The sequence below is a fragment of the Paenibacillus sp. M2 genome, assembly GCF_046713495.1.
In the GTDB taxonomy this organism is placed as follows: domain Bacteria; phylum Bacillota; class Bacilli; order Paenibacillales; family Paenibacillaceae; genus Paenibacillus; species Paenibacillus amylolyticus_B.
In genome coordinates, this window is record NZ_CP169648.1 from 1,269,906 (window position 1) to 1,283,122 (window position 13,217).

12 protein-coding genes are annotated in these 13,217 nt (G+C 49.5%); 6 read left to right on the forward strand and 6 right to left on the reverse strand.

The window, feature by feature from the left end; genetic code table 11:
- Positions 1-126 precede the first annotated feature (126 nt).
- From ACETMN_RS05725 to ACETMN_RS05740, 4 genes are all read left to right on the forward strand, one after another.
- Positions 127-1,065: an NUDIX domain-containing protein gene (locus ACETMN_RS05725; RefSeq protein ID WP_411735879.1), complete on the forward strand. Its 939-nt coding sequence runs from the start codon at positions 127-129 to the stop codon at positions 1,063-1,065.
- A 94-nt stretch (positions 1,066-1,159) separates the two neighbouring features.
- A complete protein-coding gene (locus ACETMN_RS05730; RefSeq protein WP_411735880.1) occupies positions 1,160-1,645 on the forward strand; it encodes an NADAR family protein in 486 nt (161 codons plus the stop codon).
- Entirely contained in the window at positions 1,638-2,630 is a 993-nt protein-coding gene (locus ACETMN_RS05735) for a TIGR02452 family protein (protein WP_411735881.1), read from the forward strand. Before ACETMN_RS05730 ends, ACETMN_RS05735 begins: the two co-directional genes overlap by 8 nt.
- Positions 2,631-2,871: 241 nt before the next feature.
- Positions 2,872-3,294: a macro domain-containing protein gene (locus tag ACETMN_RS05740; protein ID WP_091015701.1), complete on the forward strand. Its 423-nt coding sequence runs from the start codon at positions 2,872-2,874 to the stop codon at positions 3,292-3,294.
- 134 nt (positions 3,295-3,428) lie between these two features.
- On the opposite strand, the gene ACETMN_RS05745 is transcribed toward ACETMN_RS05740, so the two are convergent.
- The 4 genes from ACETMN_RS05745 to ACETMN_RS05760 all read right to left on the reverse strand — a co-directional run bounded on the left by ACETMN_RS05745 (position 3,429) and on the right by ACETMN_RS05760 (position 8,356).
- Complete coding sequence (locus tag ACETMN_RS05745) at positions 3,429-4,376, reverse strand: iron-hydroxamate ABC transporter substrate-binding protein (protein ID WP_091015700.1); 948 nt, start codon at positions 4,374-4,376, stop codon at positions 3,429-3,431.
- A gap of 60 nt (positions 4,377-4,436) precedes the next feature.
- The gene (locus ACETMN_RS05750) at positions 4,437-5,453 is read right to left on the reverse strand and encodes a FecCD family ABC transporter permease (RefSeq protein ID WP_091015698.1); all 1,017 of its coding nucleotides are present in this window, start codon (positions 5,451-5,453) and stop codon (positions 4,437-4,439) included.
- Between the two features lie 2 nt (positions 5,454-5,455).
- On the reverse strand, positions 5,456-6,529 hold the full coding sequence (locus ACETMN_RS05755; RefSeq protein WP_091015697.1) for a FecCD family ABC transporter permease: 1,074 nt from the start codon (positions 6,527-6,529) through the stop codon (positions 5,456-5,458).
- A 99-nt stretch (positions 6,530-6,628) separates the two neighbouring features.
- A complete protein-coding gene (locus tag ACETMN_RS05760) occupies positions 6,629-8,356 on the reverse strand; it encodes an AraC family transcriptional regulator (RefSeq protein WP_091015695.1) in 1,728 nt (575 codons plus the stop codon).
- Positions 8,357-8,905: 549 nt separating this feature from the next.
- Here ACETMN_RS05760 and ACETMN_RS05765 point away from each other — a divergent pair.
- Together ACETMN_RS05765 and ACETMN_RS05770 are read left to right on the forward strand one after the other, a co-directional pair.
- Positions 8,906-9,907, forward strand: coding sequence for a Gfo/Idh/MocA family protein (locus tag ACETMN_RS05765; RefSeq protein WP_091015694.1), 1,002 nt, complete (start codon positions 8,906-8,908; stop codon positions 9,905-9,907).
- A gap of 21 nt (positions 9,908-9,928) precedes the next feature.
- Positions 9,929-10,552 carry a pyroglutamyl-peptidase I gene (locus ACETMN_RS05770; RefSeq protein ID WP_179198483.1) on the forward strand — a complete coding sequence of 208 codons (624 nt, stop codon included), beginning with the start codon at positions 9,929-9,931 and terminating at the stop codon, positions 10,550-10,552.
- A 448-nt stretch (positions 10,553-11,000) separates the two neighbouring features.
- Here ACETMN_RS05770 and ACETMN_RS05775 read toward each other — a convergent pair whose 3' ends face one another.
- Both ACETMN_RS05775 and ACETMN_RS05780 read right to left on the reverse strand, forming a co-directional pair.
- Positions 11,001-11,843 carry a 1,4-dihydroxy-6-naphthoate synthase gene (locus ACETMN_RS05775; RefSeq protein ID WP_091015692.1) on the reverse strand — a complete coding sequence of 281 codons (843 nt, stop codon included), beginning with the start codon at positions 11,841-11,843 and terminating at the stop codon, positions 11,001-11,003.
- Positions 11,840-12,745 carry a futalosine hydrolase gene (locus ACETMN_RS05780; RefSeq protein ID WP_091015690.1) on the reverse strand — a complete coding sequence of 302 codons (906 nt, stop codon included), beginning with the start codon at positions 12,743-12,745 and terminating at the stop codon, positions 11,840-11,842. Before ACETMN_RS05780 ends, ACETMN_RS05775 begins: the two co-directional genes overlap by 4 nt.
- Positions 12,746-13,217 lie beyond the last annotated feature (472 nt).

Genomic DNA, 13,217 nt, shown 5'->3' on the forward strand with positions numbered 1-13,217 from the left:
CGTCAAGTGAATACAGATCATTTATTTTGGATTGGAAATATTGACCTGAGATAAAACGATGTGATAAATTGATATTATCTAATTGTTAATAACAAAACGTTAATAACAGAATGGGGTTTATATCGTATGACTAACGAAGGTTCCTCTGGAGGAAATGCTCCCGATTACCAGGAGCATCGGGATCAGGCACATATTAGTGAAGAACAGTTTTTGGACAGCTATGATGCTGGCGATTATGAACGTCCTTCCGTCACCGTGGACATGTTGGTCTTTACGATTCGCAGTGAAGCTCAGGAGAATTATCGCAAGCTTGCGGAACCCGAACTCCAGTTGCTGCTGATTCGGCGAGGTGGCCATCCCTATCTGGGACAGTGGGCTTTACCGGGCGGATTTGTCTCCATGCAGGAATCATTGGAAGATGCTGCTCGGCGGGAATTGTTGACGGAGACGGGGCTGGATGATATTTATCTGGAGCAACTGTACACCTGGGGAGATGTCGATCGAGATCCACGTACACGGGTTATCAGCTGTTCCTATATGGCGCTGGTGGATAGCAGCGAGCTGGAGCTTCAGGCCGGTGATGATGCCAGTGAGGTCAATTGGTTTCGTGTGGAGCAGCGTCTTCTGGAAGAGAAACGCCATATCCATGAGCGTGGACGTGTGACAGAACGCAGGCTGCAATTGATTTTGACCAATGGAACAGAAGAGTTGTCGGCCATTGTTGAGACAAAAGAAACGATAGAAGGAAAAGTGCGGAGCCATCATTTGGCGTTGGGTGAGGTTCAGGGGATTGCATTTGATCATGCCAAAATCATTCATTACGCACTTGAGCGTCTGCGATCCAAGATCGAGTATTCAGATATTGCATTCAATCTGATGCCGGAGACGTTCACACTGACTGCACTTCAGAAAGTACATGAGATCATCAGTGGCAAAAAGCTGCTGGCTGCTGCTTTCCGGCGCAAAATCGCCGATTGGGTCATTGAGACGGGGGACTATGCGAGCAGTGCCGGTCATCGACCATCACGTTTATACAGATTGAATCCAGAGAGGCATACACCATAGAAAAACGGTAGGAATCAATGAACTCGTACGAAGTGACTCAGGCCAGAGGCCCGGATCGCTGTATACATGAGGAGCAAGTAAAGAGGGGATATGGATGGAAAAGTTTACGTTTTTCTGGCGGACTGCATCGCCGTTCTCACAGTGGCACCCGGCGGACTTTACCGTGAACGGGGTTCACTACACGAGTGCGGAGCAATACATGATGCACCAGAAAGCACTGCTGTTTGGGGATCAGACCATCGCAGACAAGATTTTGAAGGCAAGCTCTGCTTCGGTACAAAAAAAGCTGGGCAGACAGGTCGCAGGTTTCGACCAGACGTTATGGGAAGCTGAGTGCCAGCGCATTGTTTACGAGGGGAATTGGGCCAAATTTACACAAAACGAAGAACTGCTAACCGCGCTGCGTGCCACTCGTGGAACGACCCTTGTGGAAGCAAGCCCGGAAGATCGCATCTGGGGTGTGGGACTGGCGGAGGAAGACCCGCGCATTCGCAATCGAAGAACATGGCGGGGAACCAACTGGCTGGGTGAGATTCTGACCCGTCTAAGAGAAGATATAGGAAGTGATTCAGATGAGTGATCAACAACAGGATAAGAACAATAGCAGCAAAAACAAAAATAGCAGTGGACGTTATAGCCACGACAGTAAACTCGATAGATCAACTGGTAATGGTGGCTCCAATTCACGTTCCAAGCGGGCTAATATCGCACAGCAGACGTTGACTATTTTGGATGAAGGGCAATATGTAAATGGTTATGATCGCAAGGTTGAGATAAGTATCGATGTGCAGCAAGCGATCCGAAATTCGGTCTTATACCGTCCAGCAGAATTGTCCGCGCTCGGAGAAAAGCGTCGTACAGAAGCTCACGTTGGAATTCAACCCGTAGCTTCATCCGCTGAGGTTGAAGCTGTGTCAGTTCGCATTGAGGTTACTGGCGAGACTACACTTGGAGCCGCTTCACGTTTGACGGTAGCAGAAGGAAGAGAAGATGTGGTCTGTTTGAACTTTGCCTCGGCAAAAAATCCTGGCGGTGGCTTCCTTGGCGGAAGTCAGGCACAGGAAGAGAGTCTGGCCCGAGCGACAGGACTATACCCGTGCATCGCTCAAATGGATGAAATGTACGATTACAATCGCAAACAGCGATCGGGTCTATATTCGAATTATATGATCTATTCACCGGATGTTCCGGTGATCCGTGATGATGAAGACCGACTGCTGGACAAGTATTATGTATCATCATTCATTACTGCGCCGGCGGTGAATGCGGGTGTGGTGAAAGAGCGTGGAGAAGCGGATGATCTACAGATTGAGTCGGTGATGAAGGAACGCATCCGTTATATTCTGGACGTGGCTTCTGCGAATGGTCACCGCACGATTGTTCTGGGCGCGTACGGTTGCGGCGTATTTCGCAATGATCCGGCAGTGGTAGCGAAGTATTTTCATGATGTGTTAGTGGGAGAGGCATGTAAGGACGCCTTTGAACGAATTGTATTTGCCGTATATGATCGATCAGCAGGTCAGAGAACATTAAAGGCATTTCAACGTTTTTTGGCAGAGGTCTAATAAATAAAATAAGGATCTCGATATGTTGAACTAATCATTTGCACGATAACGGAGAGGACAGAAAAAACCTGAAAAAGCAAAGCGTTCGCCTTTATCCCTGGATTTTCCCGTCTAGAAAAAGGGAATCGAAAAAATCTGGGGATAACAGCGATCGGAAGGTTGTTCTGTCATCGTAGTGTCAGTGTAAATAATCTTTAGTTCAACTATTGAATGAGAGCGCTTGATAAAGGAGAGGAATGCGATGCAGTTCCATGAGAGACAACAAGATTTATTTGATTTGGGAGATGATTACATGCTTGCGCACTGTATATCAGCTGATGCAAGGATGGGCAAGGGCATTGCGGTACAGTTCTGCGAGCGATTTGGTTTGGAGAATCTTCAAGAACAGGCCAAACAAGAGCCGCTTGAGATTGGACGATGTTATCCGGTAGAACGGACGCTGAATTTGGTCACCAAGGCAAAGTTCTCCAATAAGCCGACGTACCAATCGTTGACGAATGCGGTAAAATCTATGCGGGACGTATGTGTGATGGAAGGCATCACTAAGCTGGCTATGCCCCGAATAGGATGCGGGCTGGACAGGCTGAAATGGGAGAAGGTCAGTCCGATTATCCAGGAAGCTTTTGCCGATACGGATGTTGAGATTATTGTCTGTACAGTGTGAGCGCGCTTGGTGGAAGAGGATAGATTGCAGCTTGCTGGCAGATCCAAAGAAAAAAACCTCAGCTTTGAGGGGAATAGAGTGTACGTATGATTCATACAAACGCTGTTCCGATTTCAAAGTGAGGTTTTTTTTGGTTATTTTTTGGAGAACATTTCTTTCGCTTCATCCATGGCCATTTTATTACCAATCGATGAGTAATCGAGCCAAGGTTGTGCCCCAATCGGGTAGACATGACCGGCTTTGACGGCTTTTAGACCTTGCCAGATCGGATTGTTTTGCAGCTCCTTAAACATGGTTTGGGCTTCATCATCCGAATTCACAACCACAAAGATTGCATCTGCATTATAGTCCGGCAATATTTCACGGGAGACGACTTGATACGGTTTAGTCGAATCAATATCTGTAATCCCTTTGGCAGGAGTCAGACCAAGATCATCATACAAAATGGGACCCATGGGACGGCGTGTACTGAACACACGTAATTCTTTGGCACTAACACGAATCGCCATTACGGTACCATCACCAATCGTGTCATGAATCAGAGATTTCACTTCTTCCGTCTCAGTCGCGTAGTCCTGAATGTATTGCTCGGCTTCCTTCTCGCGATTCACGAGTTTGCCAATGTCTTTCAGATGGTCGCGCCATGTACCGTCATCCAGATTGAAGACATGCACCGGAGCAATTTTTTCGAATTTGGCAATATCACCACCGGAGAATTCTTCGTCCAGATAGATCACATCGGGTTTCAGGGCAAGCAAAGCTTCCATATCCGGGTCTTTAACCGGACCAAGTGGCGTTGTATTTTGAAGTTGATCAGCAACATGGGACAGGAAACCTTTGGCTTCTCCACCGATAACAGAACCAACCGGCGTAATGCCGAGAGACAGCAGATCATTGGTCAGGTGGATCGACATGGAGGCAATGCGTTGCTCTCCCGTATTTGCACTGTTGTCTTGATTGTTGGTTGAAGTATCCGTAGACGAACCACCAGAAGCAGATGATGAATCATTGGCCGTTCCACAGGCAGCGAGTACAAGCACCAGACAGATACTCAGGACAAGCATAAGATTTTTCTGTAACATAGGTAGTCACATTCTCCTTGAACATCTCTTGGATGTCTTTATTGTTTTTTGAAAAAAAGATCACTTGCTTCGTACTAACAGGTACAAAAAGTAAGGTGCGCCAATCGCAGCAACCACTACACCTGCCGGAATGGCGTTAGGCTGAAAGATCGTTCGCCCGACCGTGTCGGCGGTCACCAGAATAACCATGCCGATGAGCCCGGCAGCAGGGATCAAATGCCGATGCATCGGACCAACAAGCCTACGCGCCAGATGTGGTGCGGCCAGACCGATAAAGCCGATCCCACCAGCCATCGATACACTTACGGCAGACAAAGCCACGGCACAGAGCAGCAAAATCACACGCTGGGATCGGACAGGTGTCCCGATACTGGTTGCGGCAGCATCTCCAAGATTGAAGGCATCGAGTGTTTTGGATCGACTCCAAATGTACGAGATACATAGCACCACCCAGGGAAGCAAAGCTTGCACATGAATCCAATCCCGGCCCCAGACGCTTCCTGCGAGCCAGCGAGCGGCAAAGGAATAAGTGTCTTCATCCAGACGCAGGGATAGATAGAGTGTTAACGCATGGAACCCGGCCGCTACCGCAATTCCCACCAAAATCAGCTTAATGGGTGATACGCCGTTATGGCGATCATAAGACAACAGCATGATGATTAGGGCGGCGGCAACACTGCCTGCAAAAGCGAACAACGGAATCAGCAAGGCCACAGAGCCATCCATCGTAAAGGAGAGACTAACAAACACCATTAGTCCAAATGCTGCCCCTGCATGTAATCCCAGAATGCCCGGGTCCGCCAATGGATTGCGGGTGATCCCTTGCAAGGCTGCTCCGGCAATACCAAGTCCCGCTCCGGCCAGTACAGTTACCAGAATGCGAGGCAGTCGGTAATCAAACAGTACTATCTGATCATCCGAACTGCCATTACCAAGCAAAGTCTGGAACACAGCCGCTGGGGAGAGACGAATGGTTCCCGTGTTCAGGCTGATCACAATAACGGCAATGGCGATGCAGAGCAGCGTGATACTGACGATTATTGAACGTTTACCTCGTGAAGGTGTATTAAAATTCATCACTACAAGGCCCTCCTTTCTTTACGGGCCAGATAGAGGAAGAACGGTACACCGACAAAAGCGACCATAATGCCTACCGCGAGCTCCTCGGGCGGGTTCACAATGCGTGAGCCCAGATCGGCGAGCACCAGTAATATCGCTCCAAGCAGAGAAGACATCGGAATGATGAGTCGATAATCCACACCCACCAGTTTGCGGGAGATATGAGGGATGACCAGTCCGACAAATCCAATCGAGCCTACTGCCGACACGGACACGCCAGCTAGCACAACAACCGCTGCTAGGGCGAGAAACCTCGTCCAGCGCAGGTTGATCCCCAGATTAATCGCCACTTCTTCACCTAGTGACATAAGCGATACACGCCGAGCGAGTGGCATAATCAGCACCAGTGTCACGAGCAGCACGGGAAGAATCAGCTTGAGATGCTTCCATTCAATTCCGCCAAAACCTCCTGCATACCAGAAGGCCAGATCCTGACTCAGGTCAAAATAAATGGCAACGCCTGTGCTGAGCGAGGTTAACATGGCTGCAATAACGGCCCCTGCAACCGTCAGTCTGATGGAATTCAGACCACCCGGTGCTGCCATGCCAAGCAGGAAGATAAGCAGTGTGCCCAAGACAGCCCCCACGAATGATAAAACCATGATCCAGCCGTATGGCAGTCCGGGCCAAAAGGCGAAGCTCAGTGCTACCACAAAAGTGGCTCCAGCATTGATGCCCAGAATGCCCGTGTCTGCCAGCGGATTACGTGTAATGCCTTGCATTAAAGCTCCTGCAACAGCAAAGGCAGCACCGATAATAACCGCGGCAAGGACACGAGGCAGCCGCAGTTCATGAATAATCTGATGTGGTGTCAAAGCTGGGTTGTACTGAAATATGGCAGCCCATACGGTTTCCAGCGTTAGCCCTTTGGCACCTAAAGAGATGGCGACAAACATACTTAGCAGCAGTATGGCTATGGCAGACAAAAACGTCAGCCCAACGGTCACTGGAGATTTTCTTGAATTAGACGGACGATGTGGCAGTCCCGGATGTTGAATACGGGTCACTCCTTTGGTACCAACAACGTATTTCATTGTTATTGATTATCATTATCAATTAGTGATCATTATAGAATCTTAATTCAGGCCCGTACATGGCATAAATTAAGATTTTGGAGATGGACATTTTTTAGATTACATAAGTGAAGGTTTGTTCGTCAACATAGAGAGCGCTTCATCGAGCTGGATGTTGATGGAATATGGAGCATATACGACCCACGAGTTCCAGTCGATGAGATGTACACGTCCGTTTTTTACCGCAGGATGGCTGTTCCACAGTGGATTCGAAGCCATCTCTTTCAACAGTGTTGCCTTTTCATGCATAGAATTAATCGCCAGTACCAGCACATCTGCCTCCAGTCCGTCCCATTCTCCTGGTGTGAAGGGCAGCCAGTTGAATCCAACGCCGGGAGATTTGCCAGCCAGTTCGGTCTGAATGCGCTGAGGTGCGGCCAAATGCAAGGTTCTATAAAAGACATGTCCAAAGTTCCGATGACTGTACATCCGTGGACCTTTAGGCGTTAACGTGCCAACGGCAACGGTGATATCCCCGGCCAATTCCTTGATTTTTTTGCGTGCACGCTCTGCCTTGCGTTCATGTCGATCCAGCCAATCTGTGGCTGCTTGGGTACGATCCACAATGGATGCAATCTGATGCAGATGACCGAAGACATCTGTCTGGTTCCAGGGAATCGTGATGATGGGAGCGACATCGCCAATATGCTCCATCGCTTTGGCAGCTGCATTCTCCTTGGTCAGAATCAAATCAGGATTCACATCGAGGAAAGCCTGACGTCCCTGTTCCCACGGTTCATAAGCGTGGAAGGGCAGTGCCAGCGATTTGGGCAGATGAGGCAGGTGACCCTGGATCTGAGCTGCACATGGCGTGATGCCAAGTGTCATCAGGTGGTCCGTGTATGGATAGGAGAGTGACACGATATTTCGGTGGACCTGCTTCGAATAGGAAGTTGGCGCATAACCGGCATGGTTTCGGAAACGTCTGCTGAAATAAAATTCGTCACGGTAACCCACTTCACGAGCCACATCACGGATACGCAGATTGGAAGTGAGCAGCAATTCCTTGGCCCGGTTCATCCGCAGATGAGTGATATATTCAATCGGATTTTTCTGCATGCGACTCTTGAATAGCTGTGAGTAATAGGACGGATGCATGTCAGCCAATTCGGCCAGATTTTCCAGCTTGATCTCGTGCATGTAGTTTTCGCGCATGTATTGCAGGGTGGACCTGAGCCACTGTTCCGGTTCATCCTGTCCAGCCGTTTCGTCAGTGGGGTCTTCTTGAGGCCAGAGCATATGTAACAGTCCCGTCAGGAGGAGCTGTGCTTTCAAGCCTGTTTCCAAACTTTCGCTGGTTAATTGTGTAAGCTGTGCAGCAATGCGCTGTATACCGTAAAATGGGCCCTGAATCCAGCCTGTAACAGGTGAATTGAGCTCACGTTCGTAGATTCGTCTGGCTTTTGTTTTCTCCGTAGCCCGATACAGATCGAAATGAATGATATATAGTTCAATATCATGTTCTTCATCTCCGATCAGCTCGATTGCGGTTCCTGGTGTGCACAGACAAGCTGATTTGCGAGCCATGTGGGATTCGGTCCCATTTATGATTAGTTCGCCTGTGAATTTGTGCATGTATATAAAGGTATGATGAGCAAGTTCAGTAGTGGACCAGCGCCATTTTCCATGGTTTATATGTTCTGCCTGACGAAGTTCGATCAGGGTATCATTCAGGAATGCATCCAGATCTGCCCGGTTTAAGGGTTCCTTTTCTAAATTGGGACTCGTCTGCTGATGCAACAGGTGTGGATTCATGCCGCTATGGGCTGTACCAGGGATGGTAGTCATGGTACTATGCGACCTCCTCTCTTATGAAAAGTTATTTGGTTAATGATTGAATCGGGAACGGGACTATATTCGCTCGAATCCGGATCATGCCGTGTGGACACATATGCAAAATCTGGATCGCGCTTTGTGATAACTATACCAAGAGTTTACCGTCAGCTCGGAGACGCTGGAGTATAATTATTGGCTGTCTTGTCTGTCAGGGCCCGTTCGCAGTATTGTCAGATATTTTTTTAACCTGTAAGACAGGGATAGGATGTTGTTGATCAGGTGTGATGGTTGATTTAACAGGATTATTGCTGGTTACAACCATGCCAAGGGACAAGACCTTTTGGCTCCTCGTCTGCTGATAATCTTAGCAAATCTACTGGAGAATTGAAATGTACACAGAGATGTTCGAGTCCCTGATGAACTGGAATTCTAATGAGAACACATAATCGAAATCGTTTTCTGACGTAAGCCTTTCTTTTTGGTAAAATAAAGGGGATAACCTGTTGGCCTGATCTGAATCATGAACCTTTTTAACACCATTTGCAGTAGGGAGGCTTTAATATGACAGAAGTAGCGGGACGGGAAAAAGTACGTTGGGGCATTATGGGCACGGGATGGATTGCATCCCAGTTTGCAAGGGATTTGGAGCATGCAGGAAACGCTGTGAAAGCAGCGGTAGGTTCACGGACAGCGGGAAGTGCGGAGAAGTTTGCAGCTGAATATGGTTTTGCACGCGCTTACGGTTCTTATGATGAGATGCTTCAAGATCCTGAAGTAGATATTATCTATGTGGCAACACCTCATCCTGTGCATAAGGAAAATGTAATGGCTTGTCTGGAGGCAGGCAAGGCGGTGCTCTGTGAAAAGCCGTTTACGATGAATGCACGCCAGTTGGAGCAACTGGTGGAGACGGCACGGGAGCGCAATCTTTTCCTGATGGAAGGGATGTGGACACGCTTTTTGCCGCCGATTGCTCAAGCCAGAGCATGGATCGCAGAAGGTCGAATCGGTGAAGTACGTTTGCTGCAGGCAGACTTTGGATTCCGAGTCGGCTGGGAGCCGGAAGGAAGGTTGCTTAATCCGGATCTGGGTGGAGGAGCTTTGCTGGATGCAGGGGTGTACCCGATCTCCTTTGCTTCGATGATCTTTGGCGAACAGCCCCAGCATGTATGGAGTACGGCCAATATCGGTGAGACGGGTGTGGATGAGCAATTTTCCGTATTGTTATCCTATTCCGAGGGGCGTTCTGCCTCACTGAGTGCTGCCATTCGTCTGAACCTCAGTAATGAAGCGGTCATATACGGTACGGAAGGCAAGATTCGTCTGCCTTTATTCCTGGCGGGTAAAGAAGCCTATCTGCATGTGAATGGTCAGGACGAGCCCGAGAAGTTTACGGATGATCGAACATGCATTGGTTATGCTTTTGAGGCAGAAGAAGCGGGACGTTGCATCCTGGAAGGCCGCACGGAGAGCCATACTATTAAACTGGACGAATCCCTGGAAATCATGAAGCTGATGGATACGATCCGGGGCCAGTGGGGATTGCGTTACAAATCGGAGTAAACAGACAGGAGCTGACGTGTGATGGTGAAAATTCTGATATCCGGGTTTGAACCTTTTGGCGGAGATGCGGTGAATCCGACGGGGGCGTTAATGGAGGCTCTTGCAAACGAAGTGATCGAGGGTGCTGAGCTAAAAACAGTGTTGTTGCCCGTGCACTTTGATGAATGTGCAGACCTGCTGATCGCAGAGATGGAAGCCTATCGGCCAGATGTGGTCATCGCCTGTGGGCTGGCCAAGGGCAGAACGTGCATCACACCGGAGCGGATTGCCGTTAATGTCAAAGACATTCCGCCTGGCTCCTATGCAGATAACCAAGGACAGCATCCTGTGGACGAGCCAATTGTAGATGGCAGCCCGGACGGTTTGTTTTCCACGTTGCCCATACGTGCCATGGTGAATGACATGTCCGCAGCGGGTATTCCAGCTACCGTGTCTAATACAGCAGGTACATATATCTGCAACAACACGATGTACCGGGTACTGGATCACATTCGAGTAGGGCAACTTCCAATCCGTGCCGGATTTGTACACTTTCCGGCCTCGACAGCGATGGCTGTGTTGCAGCCTTCCGTCCCTTCGCTACCAATTCCCATGATGCTGGATGCGCTGCGGATCATGATTCGCACGGTTGCGGCTGATTCGTAGGGATGGTTGCGGTCGTTCGGCTGCGGTTGCAGCAGAGCGTAGGCGATGGTTTATTCGTATCGTAGACCGCAGTTGTGAATGGGAGAACGGTGAGTTGGGAAGGGTTACAGTAGGGTTCAAGATGACGTGGAGAGCGTGGAGTCGCATGGGTTTCTTTCTGCTTCTATCCTGGGTTGAGTAGGATGATAGGTATGAGTGTAAGTATGAAGTTAGATATAAAGTGAAAAAAGAGCTGTCCCATCGTCGTGAGTCTGACGTTAGGGGACAGCTCTTTCTATGTCTTGTCTCATGTTTAGCCGAAATCGTTAGTGAGGCCACTCGTTTGCAGCAAGTATCTGATGCTACCAAAGCCCTTATAGAAACAAGAACCTAGGACACCACCATCACCCTGGCTAGCTAAGTTCGTTAGATTTAGAGCGTACAGATATAGTTGAAAAAACAATAAATATTAGATTCGCAACAGATCAAGGTCGAACTCGGGAACGAGTCCTTCTTTCATGGCACGGCCAAGCAGTGCAGTGATTGCACCGTAACCATCATCGCCCAGATTGGCGCTGAATTCGTTGACATACAGTCCGATATGCTGTGCAGCAACGTCAGGGTCCATTTCTTGGGCGTGTTCCATCACGTATGCTCTCGACTCATCCGGGTGCGCCCATGCATATTCAACGGAGGCGCGTGCCCATCCGGCGAGGGCGTGAGCATCCATGTTGCGACGTGCAATGATTGCTCCGAGCGGAATCGGAAGACCCGTATCGCTTTCCCACCAGTTACCAAGATCCGTCATCAGTTTGAGATCATAGTTCTGGTATGTGAAGCGTGCTTCATGGATAACAAGTCCGGCATCGATCTTGCCGTCTCGAACAGCAGGCATGATCTGGTCGAATGGCATGACAACAATTTCACCTACGCCGCCAGGAACATTTTGTGCTGCCCATAGACGGAACAACATGTATGCTGTCGAGCGCTCGCTTGGTACAGCGACTCTCCGTCCAGACAGATAGGCTGGATCGGTCGTGCCATTTGCGGTAAGAACCAAAGGACCGCATCCTCTGCCGAGTGCGCCACCAGCAGGGAGTAGAGCATAGTCAGACAACACATATGGCAATGCTGCATAAGATATTTTCATTACTTCAGGTGTGTCGGGTCCATCGGGATTTGCCGCCAGACCATTGGTAATATCAATATCCGCATAACGGACATCCAGCTCAGGTGCGCCCGGGATCAACCCGTGCACCCACGCGTGGAAGATAAATGTATCATTTGGACAAGGGGAAAATGCAATTTTCATGATGTAATAACCTCCCGTAAAATGGAACTTGCAGCCTGAAGCGCATCGAGGGCATCCTTGATGCGCCAAGCGTCGCGGTCGCGTGGACCGACCGCGTTGGATATGGCCCGCAGTTCGAGTGCTGGCACGCCGAACTGCTGGGCAGCAGTTGCCACGCCGAAGCCTTCCATACCTTCGGCGGCGGCATCCGGCACGCGGCGCAATAGCTCCGCGGCCGTCTCCGCTGTTCCGGTCGCCGTGGACACGGTGATCGCAGTGCCTCCGCTGACAGCGAGCCCGGCCCGCTGCAGCTCATGGCGCAGGCGAGCGGCAAGCTCCGCGTCCGCCGCCACAATGGACGAGCCGAATCCGAGCTCGTCCACACTAAGGAAGCCGTCTGGCGTCTGCGAGCCCAGATCGGCGGCAACCATGGCGTCGGCTACCACGAGGGAGCCAACGTCTGCCCGGCCGGGGAACCCGCCGCCGATGCCGGCACTGATCACCAGCATGTAGGCTGGTGAACTACCGGTCCCGGCAAGGGGCCCCGGCCTTGAAGATGTGGCAGATGTCTGTGCCACATCCGATGGGCTTGGCGCGGTGGAACCGTGCGCCAACGCCCTAGTGCTTGCAGCCGCTACGGCATATGCCAATGTAGCTGCTGTTCCTGCTGCGGCCGAGGCTGGGCCAACGCCCGCAGCGATGACGTCAAATCGTTCTGCGGCCGTGTCTCCCAAACCGCGAAGGATCGCATCTTTCTCCGCATCAACCGCGGTTACAATTAACACACGCTGTGATGAATTGGTTTGGACCAGACTTATATCTGAAGTGGTCGTATCCCCGGTTAATTTCCCTTGTTGCCCACTGGTTTCTGGTGATGTGTTTAGTTTATTATTCTGCTTTTCACCCTGTTTATGTTCATTCATCTCGGATTCTCCTTGTGAGGTATTAGAAGAGACATGTATAGCTCAATTTATATAAGTTGAATTCGTGCATATATTTGTCCACTACAAAAGGACATTTATCTTAATTTTGTCTTTCAAAGAGTGGACACTTTTTCTAAAAAGATACTATATCCATTCAGAAAAATGAAACACTACATATAGATGAATTCAGAAATAAAATTAAAAATGATCTGTATGTAGAATATCAATTCCTAAGTGCTTTCTCATGTCCGTGTCCACCCTTTGAAAGACAAATATGCAATATGTATGCTCAGTGAGGACAGTAAGAGCTTGCGCTTCGAACAAACAGATTTAACAATTAAAATGATGAAGACTGTCCCGACCCAATCAACGCTAATCATATATCGGCCATCGGATTTTCACCAACAAGCCAAACGAATAACGGGTCGAGTCTACACTCGATCCCTACATAGTAGCTCATTTGTGCATACAG

Excerpts from the sequence above, each read along its gene's own strand:
- ACETMN_RS05725 (WP_411735879.1), top strand. The coding sequence starts at position 127 with ATGACTAACGAAGGTTCCTCTGGAGGAAATGCTCCCGATTACCAGGAG.
- ACETMN_RS05730 (WP_411735880.1), top strand. The coding sequence starts at position 1,160 with ATGGAAAAGTTTACGTTTTTCTGGCGGACTGCATCGCCGTTCTCACAG.
- ACETMN_RS05735 (WP_411735881.1), top strand. The coding sequence starts at position 1,638 with ATGAGTGATCAACAACAGGATAAGAACAATAGCAGCAAAAACAAAAAT.
- ACETMN_RS05740 (WP_091015701.1), top strand. The coding sequence starts at position 2,872 with ATGCAGTTCCATGAGAGACAACAAGATTTATTTGATTTGGGAGATGAT.
- ACETMN_RS05745 (WP_091015700.1), bottom strand. The coding sequence starts at position 4,376 with ATGTTACAGAAAAATCTTATGCTTGTCCTGAGTATCTGTCTGGTGCTT.
- ACETMN_RS05750 (WP_091015698.1), bottom strand. The coding sequence starts at position 5,453 with ATGAATTTTAATACACCTTCACGAGGTAAACGTTCAATAATCGTCAGT.
- ACETMN_RS05755 (WP_091015697.1), bottom strand. The coding sequence starts at position 6,529 with ATGAAATACGTTGTTGGTACCAAAGGAGTGACCCGTATTCAACATCCG.
- ACETMN_RS05760 (WP_091015695.1), bottom strand. The coding sequence starts at position 8,356 with ATGACTACCATCCCTGGTACAGCCCATAGCGGCATGAATCCACACCTG.
- ACETMN_RS05765 (WP_091015694.1), top strand. The coding sequence starts at position 8,906 with ATGACAGAAGTAGCGGGACGGGAAAAAGTACGTTGGGGCATTATGGGC.
- ACETMN_RS05770 (WP_179198483.1), top strand. The coding sequence starts at position 9,929 with ATGGTGAAAATTCTGATATCCGGGTTTGAACCTTTTGGCGGAGATGCG.
- ACETMN_RS05775 (WP_091015692.1), bottom strand. The coding sequence starts at position 11,843 with ATGAAAATTGCATTTTCCCCTTGTCCAAATGATACATTTATCTTCCAC.
- ACETMN_RS05780 (WP_091015690.1), bottom strand. The coding sequence starts at position 12,745 with ATGAATGAACATAAACAGGGTGAAAAGCAGAATAATAAACTAAACACA.